This is a genomic window from Sphingomonas sp. JUb134 (assembly GCF_004341505.2).
GTDB lineage: Bacteria > Pseudomonadota > Alphaproteobacteria > Sphingomonadales > Sphingomonadaceae > Sphingomonas.
This window is the reverse complement of the sequence record NZ_SLYP02000001.1, coordinates 1-24,587: the sequence shown is the minus strand read 5'-3', so window position 1 is coordinate 24,587 and position 24,587 is coordinate 1. Positions and strand designations below refer to the sequence as shown.

Sequence of the window (24,587 nt, the reverse complement as noted above, 5' to 3'; positions counted from 1 at the left end):
GGCGGCGTTCGGGCTGCTAGGCGGCGGCGATGCTGAACCTCAATGGAATCACGGTGCGCCTGGGCGGGCGGCTCATTCTCGACGGCGTGAACGCGGCGCTTCCGCCTGGCAGCCGCGTCGGCCTGATCGGCCGCAACGGTGCCGGCAAGTCGACTCTGGTGCGCGTGATCGCGGGCGAGCTGGAGCCCGATGGGGGCGCCGCGGAGATGCCGCGCGGCAGCCGCCTGGGCTATGTCGCGCAGGAAGCGCCCGCTGGCAGCGCCACGCCGTTCGAAACGGTACTCGCCGCCGACACGGAGCGGGCAGCGCTGATGGAAGAGGCCGAGACGTCACACGACCCCGACCGCCTGGCCGAGGTGCACGAGCGGTTGCTCGCAATCGACGCCCATACCGCGCCGGCACGCGCCGCGCGCATTCTGGTGGGCCTCGGATTTGACGAGAGCATGCAGCAGTCGCCGCTCGACGGCTTTTCCGGTGGCTGGCGCATGCGCGTCGCGCTCGCCGCCTTGTTGTTCAGCCAGCCCGACGTGCTGCTGCTCGACGAGCCTTCGAACCACCTCGACCTGGAAGCCGTGCTGTGGCTGGAGGACTTCCTCAAAAGCTATCGCGCGACGATCGTGATCGTCAGCCACGAGCGCGACTTCCTCAACAACGTCGTCGATCACATCCTTCACCTGCAAGGCGGCAAGGTGACGCTCTACCCGGGCGGCTATGACGCGTTCGAGCGGCAACGCGCCGAGCGGATGGCGCAGCTGGAGGCGGCGCGGGCCAACCAGGTCGCGCAGCGCGCAAAGCTGCAGGATTACATCGCCCGCAACTCTGCGCGCGCTTCGACCGCCAAGCAGGCGCAGTCACGCATCAAGGCGCTTGCCAAGATGGCGCCGATCGCCGCGATGGCAGAGGATCCGTCGCTGTCGTTTGATTTCCCCGATCCCGACGAACTGCGCCCCCCGCTGGTGACGCTCGACATGGCGAGCGTCGGCTATGGTGAAAAACCGATCCTCAAGCGGCTGAACTTGCGGCTCGACCCCGACGATCGCATCGGTCTGCTTGGCCGCAACGGCAACGGCAAGACCACGCTCGCCCGACTGCTCGCCGCACAGCTGACGCCGATGGAAGGCGAGATGGCATCCTCGTCCAAGATGCGGGTCGGCTACTTCACCCAGTATCAGGTCGAGGAACTCGACGCGCGCGACACGCCGCTCGAGCACATGACCCGGCTGATGAAGGGCAAGACGCCGGGCGCGGTGCGCGCGCAACTCGGGCGTTTCGGCTTTTCGGGCGACAAGGCGACGACGCTGGTCGGCAAGCTTTCCGGCGGCGAGCGCGCGCGGCTCGCGCTTGCGCTCATCACCCGCGACGCGCCGCACATGCTGATCCTCGACGAGCCGACCAACCACCTCGACGTCGACGCGCGCGAGGCGCTGATCCAGGCATTGAACGCCTACACCGGTGCGGTGGTGGTGGTCAGCCACGACCGCCACATGCTCGAGACCACCGCGGACCGTCTGGTGCTGGTCGACGGCGGCACCGCCAGCGACTTCGACGGCAGCCTGGACGACTATATCGCGCTGGTGCTGGGCGGCGGCAGCAAGGCGGACAAGGCCGAGAAAAAAGCCAACAAGAAGGAGGACCGCCGGGTCGCGGCCGAAGCACGCGAGCGTGCCCAGGGGCTGCGCAAGGAGGCGCAGGCTGCCGAGCGCGAGGTGGTGAAGCTCACCGCCGAGCGTACGGCGATCGACCAGGCGATGTTCGCCCCTGCGGAGGCGGCGCCGGCGCTTGCGAAGCTCACCATGACCGAGTTGATGAAGCGCCGAGCGGATCTGTCCGAGCGGATCGAGGCCGCGGAGACGCGCTGGATGGAGATCAGCGAGGCGTTGGAGGGCGCAGCGGCGTAGCGGCCACACTGGTCGGCGCGGTGGGGGCCGGCTGGTTGGCAGGCCTGCTTCCCTCTGGCATCAGTCCGATGATGCCGAAAATAGCCTGTGAATGGGGCCTGTCCGGAACTGAGGCTTGGAAGGCCTGTGCGGACCTCTTCATCATCGTCGACGTGTTGTCCTTCTCGACAGCGGTGAGCGTAGCCGTCGGAAACGGTGCGATCGTGTTCCCCTTCCCGTACGGGGACGCCGCCGCGGCAGCGGCCGAAGCTGCTCGGCGTGGAGCGGTTGCAGCTTCACCGCGTAGTGCAGGAGGAGGGCAGCTCAGTCTTTCGCCGGCCAGCCTGAAGCATGTCGCGCCGGGGGGCCGCCTCCTGCTGCCTTCGCCGAATGGCTCCCGGCTGTCGCTGGCCACTGGTGACACTCCGACGATCTGCGGCTGCTTCCGCAACGCCCGAGCAGTCGGTGCGGCGGCAAGGCGCCTCGCCGGCGATGGAACGATCGTCGTGATTGCTGCAGGGGAGCGGTGGCCGGATCAAACGCTGCGACCCGCCATCGAGGATTGGCTCGGAGCAGGCGCCATCATCGATGCTCTTGGCGGGACACGCAATGCAGAGGCCGACCTGGCAGCCGAAGCGTACCGGGCAGCGAAGCCTCGCCTGGCCGAAATCCTCCGCGACAGCCGCTCGGGCCGCGAACTCTCCGGTTGGGGATACGCTGCCGACACCGAGGTCGCGCTTGAGGTAAATGTTACCGACGTCGTGCCGATGATGCGCGAGGGTGCGTACCAGGCCCTCTGAACCGGCTTCATCATTGCCTCGCAGTCTCCGCGCTGCAACATTCGCGCCCTTGCGAAGGGGAGCCCAACACTTGCGATCGATTCTGCGCCTATCCGCCGCCGCCCTGCTGCTCGCCTGCACCAGCAGCCTTGCCCATGCCCAGTCGGCGGAGACCACCACCACCGTCGAGAAGAAGAAGGCGGAGGACGAGACCAAGCCACCGCCGCTGCCTGGCGACAAGACGATCAGCCAGTCGGCGCGGATCGGCGGGCGCACGCTGTCGTACAAGGCGACCGTAGGAACCATTCCCGTGCGCGACGGAAAGGGCAAGGAGATCGGCCAGGTCACCTATACGGCCTACACCGTGCCGGGACGCGATCCGGCGCGTCCGGTGACCTTCGCCTTCAACGGCGGCCCGGGCGCCGCGTCGGTCTACCTCAACCTGGGCGCCATCGGGCCCAAGCGCGTCCAGTTCGGTGCGCAGGGCGATGCGCCCTCCGACGCCCCGATCGCGAGCGACAATCCCAATAGCTGGCTCGACTTCACCGACCTGGTGTTCATCGATCCGGTCGGCACCGGCTTCAGCCGCAGCCTGGTCGACGAGGCGGAGACCAAGAAGGCGTTCTACGCCAACGATCCCGACATCAAGTATCTGTCGAAGGTCGTTTACGACTGGCTCGTCAAGGAAGGCCGGCTGCGCTCGCCCAAATATGTGATGGGCGAGAGCTACGGCGGGTATCGCGCGCCGCGGATCGCCTATGAGCTCCAGTCGCAGATCGGCGTCGGGGTCAACGGGATGATTCTGGTGTCCCCTTATCTCGATCCCGCCTCCGGGGACGGCGCGACCGCGCTGTCGCCGCTGCCGTGGATGATCGACCTGCCGTCGATGGCGGCCTCCAACCTGGAGCGGCAGGGACGCCTGACGCCCGCCGCGATGGCGGAAGTGGAGGCCTATGTCCGCGGCGACTATGCCCGCGACCTGCTGCGCGGCCGATCCGATCCCGAAGCGACCGCGCGCATCTCGCAGCGCGTGGCGGAACTGACCGGACTCGATCCTGCGATGGTGCAGAAGCTGGGCGGCCGGATCGACAGCCGCACCTACCTTCGCGAAATCCATCGCAACGAAGGACGGATCGGCAGCATCTATGATTCCAACGTGACGGCGTTCGATCCCTTCCCCTGGTCGGCCCAGCAGCAATCGAACGACCCGATCCTGGACGCGTTGATCGCGCCCACCACCAGCGCGATGGTCGACTTCGTCACCCGCGAAGTGGGCTGGAAGACGGATGCGCGCTACCATGCGCTTTCGTACGAGGTGAACCAGGCCTGGGATCGCGGCAAGCCGGACGACACGCCGGTGAGCGACCTGCGCAAGGCGATCGCCAACGATCCCAAGATGCGGGTGATGATCGTCCATGGCTGGGACGACCTCTCCTGCCCCTTCTTCGCCTCGCGCCTGATCGTCGACCAGATGCCGGCGTTCGGCCAGGCGGAGCGCGTGCAGCTGCGTGTCTATCCGGGCGGGCACATGTTCTACAGCCGCAGCGACAGCGGCGCGTCGTTCAAGCAGGATGCCCAGGCGCTGTATCGCTGAGCCCGTAGCTGCCGGTCGCGCAAACGGGCGCGATCGGCAGCGCCATACTCGCTCGCGGTGGCGTCTTAGCGACGCTTGAGCAGCGTCTCCACGCTGTCGTCGACGGTGCCGATCTTGCCCGGCTCATGGCCGGCCTCCTGCTCCAGCGCAGCCCGGATCTGCTCGATCTGCCGGTCGGTCAGATGCTCGATGCCGATGAACTCGCCGCGAGCCGGGCCAAGGGCACGGATGAGCTCGTCGAGCTTCGCCTGCATCGCCGCTGCGTCCCGGTTCTGGGAGTTCTGGATCAGGAACACCATCAGGAAGGTGACGATGGTGGTCGCGGTGTTGATCACCAGCTGCCACGTGTCGGAATAGCCGAAGATCGGCCCGCTAACCCCCCAGGCTAGGATCGTAACGAGCGCAAGCACGAACGTCAGCGGCTGTCCGGCAGCAGTTGCGATGCGGGTCGATATGGCAGTGAAGATGTTGTCCAGCATGCGCGTACCCAAAGCGCGAACTGCCGCGAAAGCAAGCAGCGCCGCGCCCTGGTCATAGCATCAGAAGTTGAGTCCGACCCGCGCCAGCAGCCGGCTGTCCGCGTTGCGGCCATCCGCATAGGGGGAGTCGACGATCGCTCGATCGGAGATGTCGGTATCGACATAGTCGATGCCGATCACCGATGGCCCGGTGACATGCTCCACGCCCAGGCGCCAGTCCATGTAGTTGCCGCCGGGCCGCAGGCGCGCAGCGCGCAGCGTGTTGTCGACGTTCCCGGAGCTGCGGCCGATCCCTGCGATTACCGTGAACGGCGTCACGGGGATGCCCATGCGTCCTTCCGCGCCGATGTAGAAATTGTCGCCGCCGATCGCCGACTGCTTCGGCGCATAGCGTGCAAAGCCGTCGAGTTGCACGGGTCCCAGCGCAAAGCCGGCGCCGCCGCCGAGCTCGAGATAGCTGAGCGCGCGGTCGCTGCCCGGGAAGAAGTGGCCGGTGACCCCACCGTCCAGGCGGACCGGTCCCAGATATTGTGCGTAGCTGGCGGCGAGATCGATCCCCACCGCAGCGCCGCCGTGGCGCGGGCTGTCGTTCAGCGTCGCGACCGAACCCGTGACCGAGAAGCCCTGGCCCCCTAGCGGGATGGTCGCCGTACCCCGCAGGCTGACGTCGCCGTCGCTCCAGCTGATTCCCCGCTCGCGGTCGTCGGTGGTGAGTTCCACGGAGAGGGTTGAGCGCTCCGTTTCGCTCTGGGCACGGGCGGGCAGGGCGGCGGCAACGGAGAGAAGGGCGCTGCCGACCAGAAGAAACAGGCGGGACTTGGCTCCCGGGGCGGAACAGCGCGTGCGCATCGAAGATCTCCGAAGATTGGGTGGTGCGATCGCGTTCGGCAAACGCGACCAGCTGGGTGTGGAGGCTCGGCAGGCCTGCCTCGACGTGGCTGCGATAGCGATGCGCTCTGCGTCGCGCCACCCCGAGCGGTGATCCTCATCGGCTGCGACACACCTGTCGGCGCGGGGCGCCGGATCATCCGCAAAACAAAACCGCCGCCCGGTTTCCCGGACGGCGGCTTCGTTGTTCAGGCTGATCGCGGCGATCAGTCGTTCAGATACTCGCCGGCGTCCTCGTCAGTGCCGTGACCGCTCGGGGTGACCGACGCAAGGGCGTCGCTCGTGCCCTGGTCGTCGCGGACAGAACGCGCATGCTCGGCCTCATGCTCTTCCTCGGCGCTGTTCGGCGCGATGAGAGCGGCCTGGAGCGCCCGCTGCTGTGCGCGGAGCGCCACGTCGCGGCTGGTTGCCGCCACGCGCAGGCGGTTCATGCCCGCACCGGTACCCGCCGGGATGAGCCGGCCGACGATCACGTTCTCCTTCAGGCCGTTCAGCGAGTCGATCTTGCCCTGAACCGAAGCTTCGGTGAGCACACGGGTCGTCTCCTGGAACGAGGCGGCCGAGATGAAGCTGCGGGTCTGCAGCGACGCCTTGGTGATGCCCAGCAGGATGGGCTTGCCCTGTGCCGGCTGCTGGCCCGGGGCCAGCTTGGCATTGGCTTCGTCCATCTCGTCGCGGTCGAGCTGCTCGCCCGCCAGCAGGGTGGTGTCGCCACCGTCGGTGATCTCGACCTTCTGCAGCATCTGGCGAACGATCACCTCGATGTGCTTGTCGTTGATCTTCACGCCCTGCAGTCGATAGACTTCCTGGATTTCCGACACGAGATATTCCGCAAGCGGCTCGATGCCGAGCACTTCCAGAATGTCGTGCGGATCCGGGCTGCCGCCGATCAGGTTGTCGCCACGCTTGACGTAGTCGCCTTCCTGAACGTCGATCACCTTCGACTTCGGCACCAGATACTCGACGACCTCGCCGCCGTCCTCCGGCTGGATGCCGATCTTGCGCTTCGCCTTATAGTCCTTGCCGAACACGACGCGGCCGGAGACCTTTGCGATGATCGCATTCTCCTTCGGCTTGCGTGCCTCGAACAGCTCGGCGACGCGCGGCAGACCGCCGGTGATGTCGCGGGTCTTGGCAGCCTCGCGGCTGACACGAGCCAGAACGTCGCCGCCCTGGACCTGCGCACCATCCTCGACCGAGAGCGTCGCGCCCGGCGCCAGCATGTAGCGGCCGGCCTCGCCCGAATTCTCGTCGAGCAGGGTCAGGCGAGGACGCAGATCCTCCTTCGACTTGCCGCGATATTCGGTGACGACGCGCTGGGTGATGCCCGTCGCTTCGTCGGCCTGTTCGGTCAGGGTCTTGCCGTCGATGAGGTCCTGGTACTTCACGGTACCCGGATTCTCGGTGATCACCGGCATGGTGAACGGATCCCACTCCGCCATGCGGTCGCCCGCGCTGATGATGTGGCCATCGTCGCACAGCACATAGGCACCGTACGGGATGCGATCCACCGAGAGCTCACGACCGTCCATGTCGACGATCGCCATTTCGCCCGAGCGGCTGAGCACCACGCGGCGGCCACGCTGGTCCATGATGACGCGCAGGTCGCGGTATTCGACCTTGCCGTCGACCGGCGCCTCGAGGTTCGACTGCTCGTTGAGCTGTGCCGCACCACCGATGTGGAAGGTACGCATCGTCAGCTGCGTGCCCGGCTCGCCGATCGACTGCGCCGCGATGACGCCAACGGCTTCACCGATGTTCACCGGCGTACCGCGAGCGAGGTCACGCCCGTAGCACTTGCCGCACACGCCGATCTTGGCCTCGCAGACGAGCGGGCTGCGGATCTTCATGCCCGGTACGTTCAGCGCCTCGATCTGCGTGATCATCGCCTCGTCGAGCAGCGTGCCCGAAGGGATGACGACCTCGCCGGTCTTGGTGTCGATCACGTCCTCGGCCGTGGTGCGGCCCAGGATGCGCTCGCCGAGCGACGCGATGGTCGAACCGCCCTGGACGATTGCCTTCATCTCGAGCGCACGCTCGGTACCGCAGTCCTCTTCCATGATGACGCAATCCTGCGACACATCGACGAGGCGGCGGGTCAGGTAACCCGAGTTCGCGGTCTTCAGCGCGGTATCCGCGAGGCCCTTGCGGGCGCCGTGGGTCGAGTTGAAGTACTCAAGGACGGTCAGGCCTTCCTTGAAGTTCGAGATAATCGGCGTCTCGATGATCTCGCCCGACGGCTTGGCCATCAGGCCGCGCATGCCCGCCAGCTGCTTGATCTGCGCTGCCGAACCACGAGCACCCGAGTGCGCCATCATGTAGATGGCGTTGACCGGCTTCTCGCGACCATTGTCTTCGTGCTTCACCGCACGGATCTCGTCCATCATGGCTGCCGCCACCTGGTCGCCGCAACGGCTCCAGGCGTCGATCACCTTGTTGTACTTCTCCTGCTGCGTGATCAGGCCGTCCTGATACTGCTGCTCATAGTCCTTCACGAGCGCGCGGGTCTCGTCGACCATGCCTTCCTTGGCGGCCGGGATGATCATGTCATCCTTGCCGAAGGAGATGCCGGCCTTGAACGCATTGCGGAAGCCCAGCGCCATGATGGCGTCGGCGAACAGCACCGTCTCCTTCTGGCCGGTGTGGCGATAGACCTCGTCGATCACGTCGCCCACGTCCTTCTTGGTGAGAAGGCGGTTGACGGTCTCGAACGGCACCTTGTGGCTCTTCGGCAGCGTCTCGCCGAGCAGCATGCGGCCCGGCGTCGTCTCGACGCGCTTCATGTAGGTGTTGCCGTCCTCGTCCGTCTGCGGAACGCGGCTGATGATCTTGGTGTGCAGCGTGACGGCGCCGGCATGCAGTGCCTGGTGCACCTCCGCCATGTCCGACAGCATCATGCCTTCGCCGGGCTCGTTCTGCTTCTCCATGGAGATGTAGTAGAGGCCCAGGACCATGTCCTGCGACGGCACGATGATCGGCTTGCCGTTTGCAGGGCTCAGGATGTTGTTGGTCGACATCATCAGGACGCGCGCTTCCAGCTGAGCCTCGAGGCTCAGGGGAACGTGCACGGCCATCTGGTCACCGTCGAAGTCGGCGTTGAACGCCGAGCAGACCAGCGGGTGAAGCTGGATCGCCTTGCCCTCGATCAGCACCGGCTCGAACGCCTGAATGCCGAGACGGTGGAGCGTCGGTGCGCGGTTGAGCATCACGGGGTGCTCGCGGATCACCTCGTCCAGGATGTCCCAGACTTCCTTGCGCTCCTTCTCGACCCACTTCTTGGCCTGCTTCAGGGTCATGGACAGACCCTTGGCATCGAGGCGCGCGTAGATGAATGGCTTGAACAACTCGAGCGCCATCTTCTTGGGCAGGCCGCACTGGTGCAGCTTGAGCTCCGGGCCGGTCACGATGACCGAACGACCCGAATAGTCGACGCGCTTGCCGAGCAGGTTCTGGCGGAAACGGCCCTGCTTGCCCTTGAGCATGTCGGACAGCGACTTGAGCGGACGCTTGTTGGCACCCGTGATCGTGCGACCGCGGCGGCCGTTGTCGAACAGCGCATCGACGGCTTCCTGCAGCATGCGCTTTTCGTTGCGGACGATGATGTCCGGCGCACGCAGCTCCATCAGCCGCTTGAGGCGGTTGTTACGGTTGATCACGCGGCGATACAGATCGTTGAGATCCGAGGTCGCGAAGCGGCCACCGTCCAGCGGCACCAGCGGGCGCAGCTCGGGCGGAATGACCGGAACGACGTCCAGGATCATCCACTCGGGGCGGTTGCCCGAGTCGATGAAGCTCTCGACGACCTTCAGGCGCTTGATGATCTTCTTGGGCTTCAGCTCGGACTTGGTGACGGCGAGCTCTTCGAGAAGCTCCTTGCGCTCACCTTCGAGGTCGAGCTCCATCAGCATCGTCTTGACCGCTTCGGCGCCGATGCCGGCGGAGAAGGCGTCCTCGCCGAACTGGTCCTGCGCCTCGAGCAGCTCGTCCTCGGTGAGGAGCTGATACTTCTCCAGGCTGGTGAGGCCCGGCTCGATCACGATGTAGCTCTCGAAGTAGAGCACGCGCTCGAGCTGCTTGAGCTGCATGTCGAGCAGCAGGCCGATGCGCGACGGCAGCGACTTCAGGAACCAGATGTGCGCGACCGGTGCGGCCAGCTCGATGTGGCCCATGCGCTCGCGGCGGACCTTCGAGACGGTCACCTCGACGCCGCACTTCTCGCAGACGATGCCCTTGTACTTCATGCGCTTGTACTTGCCGCACAGGCATTCGTAGTCCTTGATCGGACCGAAGATGCGCGCGCAGAACAGGCCGTCACGCTCGGGCTTGAACGTGCGATAGTTGATCGTCTCGGGCTTCTTGATCTCGCCGAACGACCAGGAACGGATGCGCTCGGGGGAGGCGATGCCGATCTGGATCTGGTCGAAGGTCTCCGGCTTCTGGACCGGATTCGCGAAGTTGGTCAGTTCGTTCATGTCGTATTCCCTCTAGGGGCAAAACTCCGGGCGAAACGGGGAGGGGCACCGCCTGCGCGGCGCCCCCGCTCCCTTATTCCGCCGCCTCGGCCAGACCGTCGTCTTCCTCGAGTGCCTTGAGCTCGACGTTGAGGCCCAGCGAACGCATTTCCTTGACGAGCACGTTGAAGCTCTCCGGGATGCCGGCCTCGAAGGTGTCGTCGCCCTTGACGATCGCTTCGTAGACCTTGGTGCGGCCGACCACGTCGTCCGACTTCACCGTCAGCATCTCCTGCAGGGTATAGGCCGCGCCATACGCCTGCAGTGCCCAGACCTCCATTTCGCCGAAGCGCTGACCGCCGAACTGCGCCTTACCGCCCAGCGGCTGCTGGGTGACGAGGCTGTACGGCCCGATGGAACGCGCGTGGATCTTGTCGTCGACCAGGTGGTGGAGCTTCAGCATGTAGATGTAGCCCACGGTCACCTTGCGGTCGAACGCGTCGCCGGTGCGCCCGTCGTAGAGCGTCACCTGACCCGACGGATCGAGCCCTGCCATCTCCAGCATCCGCGACACGTCCGCTTCGCGGGCGCCGTCGAACACCGGCGTCGCCATCGGCACGCCGTTCTTCAGGTTCTGCGCCAGCTCGACGATCTCCTCGCCGTCACGGGCGTCGATCTCCGCATGGTACTGCTCGCCGTAGATGGTCTTGAGGCGATCCTTGACCGCGTCCGGCATGGCGCCGATCGACGGGTTCGGATTGGCCTCACGCCACTGCTCCAGCGCTTCGGTGACCTGCCGGCCAAGACCGCGCGCGGCCATGCCCAGGTGGGTCTCGAAGATCTGCCCGACGTTCATGCGCGACGGCACGCCCAGCGGGTTGAGCACCAGGTCGACGGGAGTGCCGTCTTCCAGGAACGGCATGTCCTCCTGCGGCAGGATGCGGCTGATGACGCCCTTGTTGCCGTGACGGCCGGCCATCTTGTCGCCCGGCTGCAGCTTGCGCTTCACCGCGACGAAGACCTTGACCATCTTGAGCACGCCCGGCGGCAGCTCGTCGCCACGCTCCAGCTTCTCGCGGCGATCCTCGAACTTCTCGCGGATCTTGCGGGCAGCCTCGTCGTACTGCGCCTTCACGGCTTCCAGGTTCGACTGGACCGTGTCGTCGGCGACCGCGAACTTCCACCATTCGTGGCGGTCGACGCTGTCGAGCACGTCGCTGTCGATCACGACGCCCTTCTTGACGCCCTTGGGCGCCGCGGCGGCGGTCTGGTCGAGCAGCATCTCGCGCAGGCGGCTCCAGGTCGCCCGGTTGAGGATCGTGCGCTCGTCGTCCGAGTCCTTCTTCAGGCGCTCGATCTCCTCGCGCTCGATCGCCATCGCGCGCTCGTCCTTGTCGATGCCGTGACGATTGAAGACGCGGACGTCGACGATCGTGCCGGCAACACCCGGCGGCAGACGCAGCGAGGTGTCGCGGACGTCGGAGGCCTTTTCACCGAAGATGGCGCGCAGGAGCTTTTCCTCCGGTGTCATCGGGCTTTCGCCCTTCGGCGTGATCTTGCCGACCAGGATGTCGCCCGGCTCGACCTCGGCACCCACGTACACGATGCCCGCCTCGTCGAGGTTGCGCAGCGCTTCCTCGCCGACGTTCGGGATATCGCGAGTGATGTCCTCCGGCCCGAGCTTGGTGTCGCGCGCCATCACCTCGAACTCGTCGATGTGGATCGACGTGAACACGTCGTCCTTCACGATCCGCTCGGAGATGAGGATCGAGTCCTCGTAGTTATAGCCGTTCCAGGGCATGAACGCGACGAGGGCGTTGCGGCCCAGCGCCAGCTCGCCGAACTCGGTCGACGGACCGTCGGCCAGCACGTCGCCCGCCTTCACCACGTCGCCCACCTTCACCAGCGGGCGCTGGTTGATGCAGGTTGACTGGTTCGAGCGCTGGAACTTCATCAGCGTGTAGATGTCCACGCCGCTTTCGTTCGCATCGACATCGCCGGTTGCACGGATCACGATGCGGGTCGCGTCGACCTGGTCGACCACGCCGGCACGCTTGGCCGAGATCGCGGCGCCGGAATCCCGGGCAACGGTCTCTTCCATGCCGGTGCCCACGAACGGAGCCTCGGCCTGGACCAGCGGCACCGCCTGGCGCTGCATGTTCGAGCCCATCAGCGCGCGGTTCGCGTCATCGTTCTCCAGGAACGGAATGAGCGAGGCCGCGACCGACACCAGCTGCTTGGGGCTGACGTCCATCAGGGTGATCTGATCGCGCATCGCCATCAGGAACTCGCCTGCCTGACGCGCGGAGATCAGGTCCTCGACGAAGCGACCCTCGGCATCGAGCTCGGCGTTCGCCTGCGCGACGGTGTGCTTCTGCTCTTCCATCGCCGACAGGTAGACGACCTCGTCGCTGACCTTGCCGTCGATGACCTTGCGGTACGGCGTCTCGATGAAGCCGTACTTGTTGACGCGCGAGAACGACGCCAGCGAGTTGATCAGGCCGATGTTCGGGCCTTCCGGCGTTTCGATCGGGCAGATACGGCCATAGTGGGTCGGGTGAACGTCGCGGACTTCGAAGCCCGCACGCTCACGCGTCAGGCCGCCCGGCCCGAGCGCCGAGACGCGACGCTTGTGCGTCACTTCGGACAGCGGGTTGGTCTGGTCCATGAACTGCGACAGCTGCGACGAACCGAAGAACTCGCGCACCGCGGCGACCGCGGGCTTCGCGTTGATCAGGTCGTTCGGCATCACGGTCGAGACGTCGACCGACGACATACGCTCCTTGACCGCACGCTCCATGCGCAGCAGGCCGACGCGATACTGGTTCTCCAGCAGCTCGCCCACCGAACGCACGCGACGGTTGCCCAGGTTGTCGATGTCGTCGACTTCGCCCTTGCCGTCCTTCAGGTCGACCAAGGTCTTCACGACCGCGAGGATGTCCTCGGTGCGCAGCGTCGTGACCGTGTCCTCGGCGTCGAGGTCCAGGCGCATGTTGAGCTTCACGCGGCCGACGGCCGAGAGGTCATAGCGCTCGGGATCGAAGAACAGGCCGCCGAACAGCGACTCCGCGGTTTCCAGCGTCGGCGGCTCGCCCGGGCGCATGACGCGATAGATGTCGGACAGCGCCTGCTCGCGCTCCTCGGCCTTGTCGGCCTTCAGCGTGTTGCGGATCCAAGGGCCGGTGGTCACGTGATCGATGTCGAGCAGCTCGATGCGATCGATGCCGGCCTTGTCCAGCAGCTCGAGGTTCTCGGCCGACACTTCGTCGCCCGCCTCGATGTAGATGCGGCCCGTCGTCTCGTCGATCAGGTCATAGGCGCTGTAGCGGCCGTAGATCTCTTCGGTCGGGATCAGCAGGTCGGTCAGGCCGTCCTTGCCGGCCTTGTTGGCCGCACGCGGGCTGATCTTCTGGCCGGCCGGGAAGATGACCTCGCCAGACTTCGCGTCGACGATGTCGAACGCCGGCTTCTGGCCGCGCCAGTTCTCGGCCGCGTACGGGATCTGCCAGCCACCCTGACCGCGCACGAAGGTGACGGTGTTGTAGAAGTGGTTGAGGATCTCTTCCGAGTTCAGGCCGAGCGCGTACAGCAGCGACGTCACCGGCAGCTTGCGCTTACGGTCGATGCGGACGTTGACGATGTCCTTGGCGTCGAATTCGAAGTCGAGCCACGAGCCGCGATACGGGATCACGCGCGCCGCGAACAGATACTTGCCCGACGCGTGGGTCTTGCCACGATCATGGTCGAACAGGACGCCCGGCGAACGGTGCATCTGCGAGACGATGACGCGCTCGGTGCCGTTGATGAAGAAGGTGCCGTTCTCGGTCATGAGCGGCATGTCGCCCATGTAAACGTCCTGCTCCTTGATATCGAGGACCGAGCGAGCTTCCGTATCGGGATCGACCTCGAACACGATGAGGCGAAGCGTCACGCGCATCGGCGCCGCATAGGTGATGCCGCGCTGGCGGCACTCTTCGACGTCGAACTTGGGATCCTCGAGTTCGTAGGTCACGAAGTCGAGCTCGGCAGTGCCGGCGAAGTCGCGGATCGGGAACACGCTGCGCAGCGTCTTCTCGAGGCCCGAGACATAGCCCGTCGACGGATCGCTCCGCAGGAACTGTTCGTAGGATTCGCGCTGAACCTCGATCAGGTTCGGCATCTGCACCACTTCGTGGATGTCGCCGAACACCTTGCGGATACGGCGCTTCGCGGTGCCGTTCTCGATTGCCTTGGTCGCCATGGGAGTAGGTCGCCTCGCTTGGTCAAATTTCGCGCCCGGGCTGGCCCGGGCAGGTGCGCGAACGAGACGCAAAAAGCCGCGTCATCCCTGATGGGATCGCAGCTTCGGGGCGTCTCGAAAGACCTCGGCCGATCCATTCGTCCAATGCGTTGCGCGACGACGCATCATTTCCCGATCGTGAGGCAGAGCCGGGATATAGGGCAGGGGCCGGAAACAGTCAAGGAAACGCGAACGTCGGGCGAGGGCGCGGCTTGATCCCGATCCGGGGTATGGTTCGGCCTGGCGCAGCATTGCCACGGTTCGGCGCGCCGGGGCGTGATGGGTGCTGGCGGCGCAGACGCGGATCGGCGTTGGCGGAACGCATGACCATTCGCGCCATTGCTGCAACCACCGTTCTTCTCCTGCCTCTGGCAGCCGCCGCGCAGGATGCGGCGCCAGGACCGGTTCCGCTTCCCTGGACGCTGCCGCCCGGCAACAGTGTGACACCGCCAGCGGTCGAGCCGCCGGCAGCGACGCCGCCCGGTCCGGAAGCTGAGCCCCGACCGACGCCAACCCCGCGCCGGACGGCGCGCCCGCAGCCGACCGCGACGCCTGCGCCAGCACCGGTCGCGGCGCCACGACCGCGGCCAACTCCTTCGCCGACTCCCGAAGCGTTACCGACGGCTGAAACAATCCCGGAAGCCGCGCCGACTGCTGAGCCGACGCCGGTGATCCAGGCCGAGCCCGAGGCCGAACTCGCGCCGGAGCCATCGGTCCCAACCGACCTGCCGCCGGCGAGGCCAGAGCCCGCAGGGGAGTCGCGGAGTTCGCTGTTGTGGATCCTGCTCGCGGCAGGGCTGGTCGCCGCACTGGCCGCGCTGCTGTTCTGGCGCCGCCGCAAGCCCGAAGAAACCTCAGACGAGGTTGCCGAAGTGACGGCGGATCCTGCGCCGGTCGCCCCGCCGCGCGTGATGGCCGCACCGGAGCCTGCCGCTCCGGTGGAACCCGCAACGCCTGCGCAGCCGCGCTTCCTGACCCGCGCGGTGCCCGGCCCTGTGCCGGCACCAGCGCCTGCGGCTCCGGTCCAAGCATCCGAGCCGGAAGGCCCGAGCTTCCTCACGCGCCCGATGCCGGAACCAGAGGGCCTGGTCGTGTCGACCGCTTTCCGCACGCCGCCCGTCTTACCGGCCCCGGCTCCAGCGCCGGCGACGGAGCGGGCGCCGCTCGACTTCACCTTCCTGCCGATGGCGATGGGCACGGACGGCAACAATGCGGTGATCCGCTTCGAACTCGGGGCCGGCAATTCGACCGACATGGCTGTGCCCGAGCTGCGCTTCGCCGCCGGCCTGTTCGGAGCCAGCCCCCAGCAGGACGCGGAGATCGAACGCTTCTTTGCGGAGATGCCGCTCCACGCGCAGCTCCAGCCGTTCCCGGTTGAGGCGGGCGAGGCGCGCAAGGTCGAGGCGACCGTGTCGCTCCCGCTCGACAACCTGCCGGTGCTGAGCGCGGGTGATCGCCGCTTCTTCGTGCCCGTGATGGCGATCGACGCGCGGTATCGCTGGGCCGACGGGCGCGAGGCCCGGACGCGCGTCGCCTTCGTGGTCGGTCGTCAGATCCAGGGCAGCGACAAGCTGGCACCGGTGTTCCTCGACCGTGGCGACCGGATGGTCGATCGGCTCGAGGCGCGGCTCCACGGCGAGGTTCGTCGGGACTGAGGGAGGCACAGCCTCGCCTAGCCTCTTCCAGGAGGCGGGCGGGGCCGTGACATTGCCGGCGGAAGCTGGGGCTTCCGAGAGCATCGGGCTCCTGCGCAGGCAGGGGCCCAGGGCCTAAGCCGCTGTACTCGACCGGCCTTACAGAAAAGCGCGTGAGCTCCGGTGTCGGGCTTCTAAGGCGCGTTTGCACGGCAAGGCGCAGGGCCGTGTCTGCTTCGGTCGGCGCGGCGACCCGCATCCGGCGTCTTCAAGCACGAAAAAGGGGCGGCTCCTGGTCGGAGCCGCCCCTCTTCTTGTCGGCAAGTGCCGCCCGGCCGAAGCCGGGCGCCGCTTACTTGACCTCGACGGTCGCGCCGGCGCCTTCCAGCTGCGCCTTGATCTTGTCGGCTTCGTCCTTGGCGATGCCTTCCTTGACCGGCTTCGGCGCGCCCTCGACGAGAGCCTTCGCTTCGGTCAGGCCCAGGCCGGTGATCGCGCGGACTTCCTTGATGACGTTGATCTTCTTGCCACCGTCGCCGGTGAGGATCACGTCGAACTCGGTCTTCTCTTCGACAGCAGCAGCGCCGCCAGCAGCGCCGCCAGCAGCCGGAGCAGCCGCAACCGCAGCAGCGGCCGAAACGCCCCACTTCTCTTCGAGCAGCTTCGAGAGCTCAGCGGCCTCGAGGACAGTCAGTTCGCTCAGCTGGTCGACGATCGCGTTCAGGTCAGCCATGTGTAATCTCCAAAATCAGATAGTTCGGGTTGATAGTCAGGGCAGGGGCGCCGATCAGGCGGCCTCCTGTTCCTTGTCCGCATGCGCCGCAAGCACGCGAGCGATCTGCGCCGCCGGTGCCTGGGTGATGGTCGCGAGCTTGGTCGCAGGTGCCACGATGAGCCCCACGATCTTTGCGCGCAGCTCGTCGAGCGACGGCAGGCCGGCAAGTGCCTTGATACCTTCCGCGTCGAGAAGCTGGCCGCCCATCGCCCCGCCGACGATCTCGAGCTTGTCCGTGGTCTTGGCGAAGTCGTTGACGACCCGGGCAGCAGCCACGGGATCGGCAGACGTCGCAAGCGCGGTCGGCCCGGTCAGCAGGTCGGCGATGACCGAATAGTCGGTGCCTTCCGCTGCGATCTTGGCAAGGCGGTTCTTCGCGACCTTGTAGCTGGCGCCGGCTTCACGCATCTTCGTACGGAGTGCCGTCGACTGGGCGACGGTCATCCCGAGGTTGCGGGTGATGACCACCACGCCGACCTCGTTGAAGGTGCGGTTCAGCTCGGATACCAGCTCACTCTTTTGAGCGCGATCCATGCCGTTCTCCTCACAAATGGGCGGTGCGCTAGGCACAGCCCGGTACATGTCCCGATGGCGAACCACCGGGGGCGACGTGTCCGAGGGGCATGGGCTCTGGTGCCAGCGGATCAACCCGATGGCGGACCCGGCGCTGCGGATGCAGGTCGCCAGGGATAGAATCACCTTCCCCGTCTAGGCAGGGCATTAAGCCGGAAGCCGGCACCTGCTGTCTCGGACGGCGAGCCGGACGCGCACGCGCGCCGGATCAGGTGGCGCCCATAGCAGACCGGCGCGGCGAAGCAAGCGAAACCGATCGGGGTCCCGGAACGAAACAAGCCGGTCCCAGCAACTTAGCTGCTGCTGGTAAACATCGGGAGCCAAGCTGGTAAACGAAACGTTAAGACTCGGCTCGTGGCACGGTGCCAGGGCCCGGAGGCCGTTCAATGCGTTTCGCCCGTTCCCTTTTCCTTGCAACTGCGCTCGCGGGCACGGTGCTCGCGGCCGCGCCGGTTCTAGCTGCGCCACCGCAGCCGAAGGTGGTGAGCGTGATGGAGACCGGCGGCGTGCTGCAACCCGGCGAGTATCTCTGGGCGCCGGAAGGCGTGCCGCCGGGCAAGCTCGCCATCGTGGTCGATCTCCGGCGCGAGCGGCTCTACGTCTATCGCGGCGGCGTGGAAATCGGGCGGACGCTGATCATCTATGGTGCGGACCACAAGCCGACGCCGACGGGGAGCTTCCCGATCCTGGAAAAGGATCGCGACCATGTCTCGAACCTCTACAATGCGCCGATGCCGTACATGCTGCGGCTCACCTGGGGCGGGGTCGCGATCCACGGGTCGGGCGAAGACGTCGACAGCCGCTACGCGACCCACGGCTGCATCGGCGTCCCCGACGAGTTCGCAGCGCTGCTCTATGCGCAGGCCAGGAAGGGCGACACCGTCCTAGTGACGCGCGACTGGATGCCGGAGGTGTATGGTGCCGAAGGGGTGCAGGTGGCCTCCGCAGACTAGCGAGGTGCTCGCGGAGCCGAACGCAAAAAAAAGCCGGCCGGACCATGGGTCCGACCGGCTGTCTCTTATTCAAAAGCGCTTGGCTTACATCTTCACCGAGACGCCCACGTACATGAAGCGACCGACGTTGTCGTAGATCGCGTCCTCGCCGTTGCCCAGCAGGCCATAGGGCGGCCGCTTGTCGGTGAGGTTGTCGATGCCGCCATAGAGACGGAACTGGTCGTTCACCTCCGCCGACGCACGAATCGCATGGTAGAACACACGCGGATAGTAGACGACGTCCGCATAGTTTGGATCAAGCGCGGGCACGCCATAGGTGTCGTGCTGGGCCTCCCAGTCGGTGATCGACTGACGGCCGATGTAGCGCAGCTGATAGCCCAGCGTGACGTTCTTGTGGGTGTAATCCGCCGACAAGTTGATGTTCCAGATCGGATCACCAAGCTCGCCCTTGATCCGCTCGCGCTGCTCCGGATTGTCGAGGTACGGATAGTCGTCCCGCGTGCGCACCCAGGTGCCGACTGCCCGCAGCGCGAGGCGGTTGTCCGCGTCGAAGCTGTGGTTGTAGGCGATATCCATGTCGATACCGCGTGCCTGGAGCGCCGCGAAGTTCACCGTGCTCTGCAGCAGCGCGGTTGGTGCGAACTCGCCATTCGCCTGGCGCGGATTGATCAGACCGCAGAACTGGTTCTCCAGCGAAGCCGCGTCATAGCACGCGTCGAGGATGGTCTGCGCGTCGACCGAAGCGATCACGTTGCTGATCTTGATGTCGTAGTAGTCAGCGGTGATCGCGAGTCCCGGCAGGAACGACGGCTGAACGATGACGCCATAGGTCCAGCTGCGCGAGCGCTCGGCTTCCAGGTTCGGATTGCCGCCAGACAGGATCTCCGTGCTGCCCGCGCGTGCCGCATTGTTGACGAAGCCCGTCGGAACGCCCGCTGCGGCGCAGTTGGCGACGCGGTTTGGTCGACCCGTGTTGATGAAGTTCACATCGCACGGATCGTTGAGCTGCGCGAAGTTCTGCGTGGGCGAGGAGTAGAGGTCCGACAGGGTCGGTGCGCGTACCGCCTTCGAATAGTTCACGCGGAATTTGATGTCGCGGACTGGTGCGTAGATGCCGCCCACGTTGTAGGCCCAGACGGTCCCCGTCGAGCCCTTGTAGTCGGCGACGCGCACGGCGCCGGTTGCGGTCAGTTCCTCTGCAAATGCCATGTCGCGTAGAACCGGCAGTTCAATCTCGCCATAGGCTTCCTTCACTTCGAAGGACGGCGGGTTGAACGGCGGGATGGCGTTCAGGAAAGTCGCGCCGCTGCTCACGAGCTCGTCATAGGCATAGGACGCGGTTTCGCGCCGATATTCTGCGCCCAAGGCGAAGCGAACTGGACCACCCGGCAGTTCGAACAGCTGCGAGCTGTCGCCGACGACGTTCGCATTGATGTCGAATTCGGTGGCCTTGCCCGTGCGAGTCGAGTTGGTGTTGATGTAGTTCAGCGCCGCCTGGCTCGGCGCACCTTCGCCAAGGACGTTGAGCGGCACGCAGTTCGGGTCGGTGACCGACGCCTGGTTGATCCGGCAGACGATCTCGCCCGCACCGTTCCGCACCGCGTCGACCGCGTTGTAGAAGTTCTGATTGATGCGGTTGTTATAGAAGGTCGAACGACTACGGAACTCGCCATAGTTGACCGAGAAATCGTACTTCCAGTCCTCGTTGAACGTACCTTCGGCGCCGACGACGATGCGATAGGTGTCGCGGCGGTCATATTCGTCGCGCGTGCCGAAGTCGTTGTTGTTCCGGTTCAGACGGAAGAAGGTCGCACCTGCCGGCAGCATCGAGCGGATCGTCGCCGCTGCGCCGGGCTGCAGATACGGGTTGTCGAGCGAGATCGGGATGCCGATCGACTGGCGCGCGAAGCCCGAATTTGCGGGGCGGAGAATATCGTTCCCGTCATCATCGGTATCTGCAACCAGGCCCTGCTCGCCACCCTGGGCGAAGGTCGGCGTGCCCTGGTTGAAGCTCTCCACTCGGACGAACTTGGCTTCGAAGAACGGCTTAAATCCCTCCGACACGTCGTAGTGACCAAGCAGGTTCGCGACATAGCGCTTCAACGACGGGTTGAGTGTGCCGCGGTCGTTGAGGATCGCGCCGTCGCCGCCATTGTTGTTGTTCGAGCCGGCAGGACGGAAGTCCTGGCCGTAGTTGTACTCGCGCAGCGAACCGTCGGTGTTGAAGCCGAACACGCGCGGATAGCCGTTCGGCAGGCACGCCATGGTCACGCCGTTGCCGCACGTCCCGATGCCCGCGCCGCTGTACGCAATGAAGTTGCCGCCGTTGTCATAGCCGAAGCTGCGAACACGGTTCAGATAGGTGCGGTTGGGGGTGTCGTTGTCGGCAGCCGGGCTGTCGACCAGCTGGAACTGGCGGCGGCCCGTGAAGGCGCCGGTGAGATCCGGACGGTCGCTGTAGGTCAGCAGGTTCTGACGGTTATACTCAAGTGCAAGCGCGATGTTGCCGCGACCCTCGGCGAAGTTCTTTCCGAACGTGCCCGATACGCGATAGGTGCCGCGGTCCCCCTCATCACTGAGGCCGCCCTGTGCGTTTAGCGTGATGCCGTCGAAGTTCCGCTTGAGCACGAAGTTGACCACGCCGGCCATCGCGTCGGAACCGTACACGGCCGAGCTGCCACCCGTGACTACGTCCACCCGGTCGAGCAGGTCGGTTGGAATGGTGTTGGTGTCGACTAGGAAGTCGCCTTCCGATCCGGTAATGTGACGGCGGCCGTTGACCAGCACCAGCGTGCGGGTGACGCCGAGGCCCCGAAGGTCGAGGAAGTTGACGCCCGAAGTGCCGATGTACTGAGTCGAGTTCGCCTGACTGTAGGTCGAGCGCAGCGACGGCAGGTCGTTCAGAACGTCGCCGACGACGACTGCGCCCGTGCGAGTCAGGTCCGCCGCAGTCACGCTGGTTACCGGAATCGGCGAGTTGAGCGTCGGGCGGGAAATGCGCGAGCCGGTAACGATGACTTCGCCGCCCGTATCCTCGAGCGCGGGAGCCGGAACCTCGGTCTGGGGAGCGCCGATCTGGTTCTGGTCGGTGGAGGCCGACTCCGCGTCGGCCGGGGTGGTGGTCTGCGCAGCAGCGCTGCCAGCGAGAGCCAATGCGATGGTGGAGGCCGTCAGCCCGAGGACTGCCTTCCGTACAAATACGCGTGTCATGTGAAACCCTCTGTCTACACGGCTGCCCGTTACTCGGCTGCGCCAGCTAGACGTGAGACACCCCTCCCGCACGAAGAACAACATGCTGCGCAGCATTGCTGCAAAAACATGCAGGGTGTTGTCTACGGGCAACACTATGTAAACAAAGGTAAATAGTGCCGTCCCGCAGATCCTCCCGGCCGCACAAACAAAAAGGGCTGGGATCGCTCCCGGCCCCTTTCCGTTTGTCTCGAGTCCCGAAGGGATCAGGCGGTGGCGACTTCCGCCACGTCCACCCGCACGCCCGGGCCCATCGACGACGAGAGCGCGACCTTCTTGAGGTACTTGCCCTTGGCGCCCGACGGCTTAGCCTTGACGACCGCATCGACCAGCGCGTCGAAGTTCTCGCGCAGGTCCTCGGCCGAGAAGCTCGCCTTGCCGATGCCGGAATGGATGATGCCGGCCTTCTCGACGCGATACTCGACCTGACCGCCCTTGGCGGCTTCCACGGCGGCTGCGACGTTCATGGTCACGGTGCCGAGCTTCGGGTTCGGCATCAGGCCCTTGGGACCCAGCACCTTACCGAGGCGGCCGACCAGGCCCATCATGTCCGGGGTGGCGATGCAGCGATCGAAGTCGATCTTGCCGCCCTGGATCGCTTCCATCAGGTCCTCGGCGCCGACGACGTCCGCACCGGCTGCCGTGGCTTCGTCAGCCTTGGCGCCGCGGGCGAACACGCCCACGCGCACCGTCTTGCCGGTGCCCTTGGGCAGGGTCACGACGCCGCGGACCATCTGGTCGGCGTGGCGCGGATCGACGCCCAGGTTCAGCGCGACTTCGACGGTCTCGTCGAACTTGGAGGTCGCGTTGGACTTCACCAGCGCGATCGCTTCGTCAACGCCGTGCAGCTTCTCGCTGTCGATCGTCCAGGTCTTCTGCTTCTTGGTCAGCTTGGCCATGATCTCAGCCCTCCACCACTTCGAGGCCCATCGCGCGGGCGGAGCCTTCGATGATCTTGGTCGCTGCCTCGATGTCGTTGGCGTTCAGGTCCTTCATCTTCGCGGTGGCGATGTCGGCCACCTGCGAACGCTTGATCGAACCCGCGGTCACCTTGCCCGGCTCCTTGGAGCCCGACTTCAGGTTCGCTGCCTTCTTGAGAAGGTAGGTCGCCGGCGGCGTTTTAGTCTCGAACGAGAAGGAGCGGTCGGCATAGACGGTGATGACGGTGGGGAGGGGGGTACCCTTCTCTACGTCGCCGGTCTGCGCGTTGAACGCCTTGCAGAATTCCATGATGTTCACGCCGCGCTGACCCAGCGCCGGGCCGATCGGCGGCGACGGGTTGGCGGCACCAGCTGCAACCTGCAGCTTGATATAGCCGGTGATCTTCTTTGCCATGTTTCTCACTCTGTAGCGGGGCAGGGTCTGGCGACCTCGCCCGTTTCAAGTTTAGCGGTTCGATCGGCCGTCCGATGGACAGACGCCTCCCGCAAGTTTTCCACGCATGACGTTGGAAGGCGCGCGCATAGCCGAAGCCGGGGCGAAAGGCAATTGGCCGTGCCGGAGCCTCAGACCCGTGCGAACCAGATGACGTGCATCGGTCCCTTGCCATTCTCCCGGGCGCGGACGCGGACCTCGTCGACGGCAAAGCCCGCCTGGGCAAGTCGCCGTGCGAATGCCGGATCGGGCGCGGCCGACCACACGGCGAGGATGCCGCCCGGTCGTAGCGCTGCCCGCGCCCGCGCCAGCCCGCGCGCCGTGTACAGGCCGTCATTCTCTTGCCGGGTAAGACCGTCCGGACCATTGTCGACGTCCAGCAGGATCGCGTCATAGCGCTCGGGGCCTGCTGCAGCCTCGCCGATTGCCGAGCCTACGTCGCCTATCCGGATGGTGACGCGCGGATCGTCCAGACATCCCTGGGCGAGTTCCGCCATCGGGCCGCGCGCCCATTCGATGATGCCGGGCACCAGTTCGGCAACGGTCACTTGGGCCTCGGGACCCACCAGGCCGAGCACTGCACGCAGCGTGAAGCCCATGCCATAGCCGCCGATCAGCAGCCGCGGTGCCGGGCGCGTCCCGAGTCGATCGCAGGTCATCGTGCCCAGCGCCACCTCGGATCCGCGCATGCGGCTGCTCATCAACTCATTGCGTTCGAGCAGGATCATGAAGTCGCTGCCGCGGCGGACTAGCCGCAGCGGCGGCCCTCCCGGGACCTCGGCGACTCCGATCAGCTCGCGCGGAGTCACCGTTTGCGGGCTTTGCGCGCAGCGTAGCGGGCGTCGCGAGCGGCTTTCAGCTCTTCCGCCGTCTTCTGGGGCTTGGGCGCAGCAGGTGCCTGGGCGGCACGGGCTGCCTCCGCCTCGGCCAGCTTGGCTGCCCTCTCGGCCTCGGCGGCCTTCAGGCGCTCGGCACGACGCTCGGCCGCGGCAGCCTTGCGGGCTGCCTGGGTCGCCTCGCGCGCCGCGATGGTCGCCGGATCCGCGGCGGGCTTGTTGCGGAGCTTTTCGAGCGCCGTCTGCTTGGCGGCACGCGATGCGGCTGCACGTTCGGAGAAATTGGGAGTCTTGTACCCTGCCATGTCTAGTCCGTCTTGGGTCGCGACCGTCGCGACCGGAGAGGGAGCCCTTTAGACCAATCTCCCGCAGAGTCTCGCATGCGAATGGTGCGGATCCGGCAGCGATGTCGAAAGCGGCCTGCAAAACCCTCCAGTATTCATGCCCAGCTGCGTGGCCGCGCCCACTTCAAGGCTTGAGTGCTTGATGCCTCGTCGCAAACTGCTTGCTGGAAAGGCCGATGCACCTGTACGTGACATTTCGATGACCCCCCCTCCACCGGACCAGTCACGCGATCGCCGGATCGAGGATCCTACCAACCTGTGGGTCATACACCCGGCGGGGCGGATGCTGCTGCCCTGGTTCATCGCACGGGGAATCTCGGCGAACGCCGTGTCGGTCGGGGGGCTGACGCTCGGCGTCTTGGCCGCTCTTGCCTTCGGCCGCTGGGAACATTGGCCGTTCGTCGTGGCGGGATCGGTGCTGTCGGTCACTTGGCTGATCGCGGACGGACTCGACGGCATGATCGCGAGGGCCACCGGCACGGCTAGCCCGCTGGGCCGGGCA

18 protein-coding genes are annotated in these 24,587 nt (G+C 65.9%); 7 read left to right on the top strand and 11 right to left on the bottom strand.

Annotated elements, in window-relative coordinates:
* Positions 1–29: 29 nt before the first annotated feature.
* The 3 genes from EDF69_RS00085 to EDF69_RS00075 all read left to right on the top strand — a co-directional run bounded on the left by EDF69_RS00085 (position 30) and on the right by EDF69_RS00075 (position 4,250).
* A complete protein-coding gene (locus EDF69_RS00085) occupies positions 30–1,898 on the top strand; it encodes an ABC-F family ATP-binding cassette domain-containing protein (RefSeq protein ID WP_132883473.1) in 1,869 nt (622 codons plus the stop codon).
* A gap of 35 nt (positions 1,899–1,933) precedes the next feature.
* Positions 1,934–2,677, top strand: coding sequence for a 2-phosphosulfolactate phosphatase (locus tag EDF69_RS00080; protein ID WP_239555179.1), 744 nt, complete (start codon positions 1,934–1,936; stop codon positions 2,675–2,677).
* A 70-nt stretch (positions 2,678–2,747) separates the two neighbouring features.
* A complete protein-coding gene (locus tag EDF69_RS00075; protein WP_132883474.1) occupies positions 2,748–4,250 on the top strand; it encodes a S10 family peptidase in 1,503 nt (500 codons plus the stop codon).
* Between the two features lie 65 nt (positions 4,251–4,315).
* Here EDF69_RS00075 and EDF69_RS00070 read toward each other — a convergent pair whose 3' ends face one another.
* The 4 genes from EDF69_RS00070 to rpoB all read right to left on the bottom strand — a co-directional run bounded on the left by EDF69_RS00070 (position 4,316) and on the right by rpoB (position 14,308).
* A complete protein-coding gene (locus EDF69_RS00070; protein ID WP_125960812.1) occupies positions 4,316–4,726 on the bottom strand; it encodes a low affinity iron permease family protein in 411 nt (136 codons plus the stop codon).
* 63 nt (positions 4,727–4,789) lie between these two features.
* On the bottom strand, positions 4,790–5,578 hold the full coding sequence (locus tag EDF69_RS00065) for a TorF family putative porin (RefSeq protein WP_132883475.1): 789 nt from the start codon (positions 5,576–5,578) through the stop codon (positions 4,790–4,792).
* A gap of 245 nt (positions 5,579–5,823) precedes the next feature.
* Positions 5,824–10,089 (bottom strand): DNA-directed RNA polymerase subunit beta', encoded by a 4,266-nt coding sequence (rpoC, locus tag EDF69_RS00060; RefSeq protein WP_132883476.1) that lies wholly within the window; start codon positions 10,087–10,089, stop codon positions 5,824–5,826.
* Between the two features lie 73 nt (positions 10,090–10,162).
* On the bottom strand, positions 10,163–14,308 hold the full coding sequence (rpoB, locus tag EDF69_RS00055; protein WP_132883477.1) for a DNA-directed RNA polymerase subunit beta: 4,146 nt from the start codon (positions 14,306–14,308) through the stop codon (positions 10,163–10,165).
* An 812-nt stretch (positions 14,309–15,120) separates the two neighbouring features.
* On the opposite strand from rpoB, the gene EDF69_RS00050 reads away from it, so the two are divergent.
* Entirely contained in the window at positions 15,121–16,002 is an 882-nt protein-coding gene (locus EDF69_RS00050) for a hypothetical protein (RefSeq protein ID WP_132883478.1), read from the top strand.
* Between the two features lie 331 nt (positions 16,003–16,333).
* On the opposite strand, the gene rplL is transcribed toward EDF69_RS00050, so the two are convergent.
* Together rplL and rplJ are read right to left on the bottom strand one after the other, a co-directional pair.
* Positions 16,334–16,714 (bottom strand): 50S ribosomal protein L7/L12, encoded by a 381-nt coding sequence (rplL, locus tag EDF69_RS00045; protein ID WP_125960766.1) that lies wholly within the window; start codon positions 16,712–16,714, stop codon positions 16,334–16,336.
* Positions 16,715–16,768: 54 nt separating this feature from the next.
* The gene (rplJ, locus tag EDF69_RS00040) at positions 16,769–17,290 is read right to left on the bottom strand and encodes a 50S ribosomal protein L10 (RefSeq protein ID WP_125960767.1); all 522 of its coding nucleotides are present in this window, start codon (positions 17,288–17,290) and stop codon (positions 16,769–16,771) included.
* A gap of 46 nt (positions 17,291–17,336) precedes the next feature.
* Between rplJ and EDF69_RS19755 the strand changes: the two genes are divergently transcribed.
* Positions 17,337–17,468, top strand: a complete 132-nt coding sequence (locus EDF69_RS19755) for a hypothetical protein (RefSeq protein ID WP_274611200.1) — start codon at positions 17,337–17,339, stop codon at positions 17,466–17,468.
* Positions 17,469–17,715: 247 nt separating this feature from the next.
* Positions 17,716–18,282, top strand: a complete 567-nt coding sequence (locus EDF69_RS00035) for a L,D-transpeptidase family protein (RefSeq protein ID WP_132883479.1) — start codon at positions 17,716–17,718, stop codon at positions 18,280–18,282.
* An 84-nt stretch (positions 18,283–18,366) separates the two neighbouring features.
* Here EDF69_RS00035 and EDF69_RS00030 read toward each other — a convergent pair whose 3' ends face one another.
* The 5 genes from EDF69_RS00030 to EDF69_RS00010 form a co-directional block, all read right to left on the bottom strand.
* Positions 18,367–21,492: a TonB-dependent receptor domain-containing protein gene (locus EDF69_RS00030; protein WP_132883480.1), complete on the bottom strand. Its 3,126-nt coding sequence runs from the start codon at positions 21,490–21,492 to the stop codon at positions 18,367–18,369.
* A 245-nt stretch (positions 21,493–21,737) separates the two neighbouring features.
* A complete protein-coding gene (rplA, locus tag EDF69_RS00025) occupies positions 21,738–22,430 on the bottom strand; it encodes a 50S ribosomal protein L1 (protein ID WP_125960770.1) in 693 nt (230 codons plus the stop codon).
* Between the two features lie 4 nt (positions 22,431–22,434).
* Positions 22,435–22,866, bottom strand: a complete 432-nt coding sequence (gene rplK, locus EDF69_RS00020) for a 50S ribosomal protein L11 (RefSeq protein ID WP_125960771.1) — start codon at positions 22,864–22,866, stop codon at positions 22,435–22,437.
* 170 nt (positions 22,867–23,036) lie between these two features.
* Complete coding sequence (locus EDF69_RS00015) at positions 23,037–23,714, bottom strand: spermidine synthase (RefSeq protein ID WP_132883481.1); 678 nt, start codon at positions 23,712–23,714, stop codon at positions 23,037–23,039.
* Positions 23,711–24,046: a DUF6481 family protein gene (locus EDF69_RS00010; protein ID WP_132883482.1), complete on the bottom strand. Its 336-nt coding sequence runs from the start codon at positions 24,044–24,046 to the stop codon at positions 23,711–23,713. The genes EDF69_RS00015 and EDF69_RS00010 overlap by 4 nt, the downstream gene beginning before the upstream one ends.
* A gap of 238 nt (positions 24,047–24,284) precedes the next feature.
* On the opposite strand from EDF69_RS00010, the gene EDF69_RS00005 reads away from it, so the two are divergent.
* Positions 24,285–24,587: CDP-alcohol phosphatidyltransferase family protein (locus EDF69_RS00005; RefSeq protein ID WP_204991275.1), on the top strand; the 303-nt coding region annotated here is incomplete at its 3' end.

What these genes read in the sequence shown, in the direction of transcription:
- EDF69_RS00010 (WP_132883482.1), bottom strand. Translation starts at nt 24,046, where the DNA reads ATGGCAGGGTACAAGACTCCCAATTTCTCCGAACGTGCAGCCGCATCG.
- rpoB (WP_132883477.1), bottom strand. Translation starts at nt 14,308, where the DNA reads ATGGCGACCAAGGCAATCGAGAACGGCACCGCGAAGCGCCGTATCCGC.
- rplK (WP_125960771.1), bottom strand. Translation starts at nt 22,866, where the DNA reads ATGGCAAAGAAGATCACCGGCTATATCAAGCTGCAGGTTGCAGCTGGT.
- rplL (WP_125960766.1), bottom strand. Translation starts at nt 16,714, where the DNA reads ATGGCTGACCTGAACGCGATCGTCGACCAGCTGAGCGAACTGACTGTC.
- EDF69_RS00065 (WP_132883475.1), bottom strand. Translation starts at nt 5,578, where the DNA reads ATGCGCACGCGCTGTTCCGCCCCGGGAGCCAAGTCCCGCCTGTTTCTT.
- EDF69_RS00030 (WP_132883480.1), bottom strand. Translation starts at nt 21,492, where the DNA reads ATGACACGCGTATTTGTACGGAAGGCAGTCCTCGGGCTGACGGCCTCC.
- rplA (WP_125960770.1), bottom strand. Translation starts at nt 22,430, where the DNA reads ATGGCCAAGCTGACCAAGAAGCAGAAGACCTGGACGATCGACAGCGAG.
- rpoC (WP_132883476.1), bottom strand. Translation starts at nt 10,089, where the DNA reads ATGAACGAACTGACCAACTTCGCGAATCCGGTCCAGAAGCCGGAGACC.
- rplJ (WP_125960767.1), bottom strand. Translation starts at nt 17,290, where the DNA reads ATGGATCGCGCTCAAAAGAGTGAGCTGGTATCCGAGCTGAACCGCACC.
- EDF69_RS19755 (WP_274611200.1), top strand. Translation starts at nt 17,337, where the DNA reads ATGTCCCGATGGCGAACCACCGGGGGCGACGTGTCCGAGGGGCATGGG.
- EDF69_RS00035 (WP_132883479.1), top strand. Translation starts at nt 17,716, where the DNA reads ATGCGTTTCGCCCGTTCCCTTTTCCTTGCAACTGCGCTCGCGGGCACG.
- EDF69_RS00085 (WP_132883473.1), top strand. Translation starts at nt 30, where the DNA reads ATGCTGAACCTCAATGGAATCACGGTGCGCCTGGGCGGGCGGCTCATT.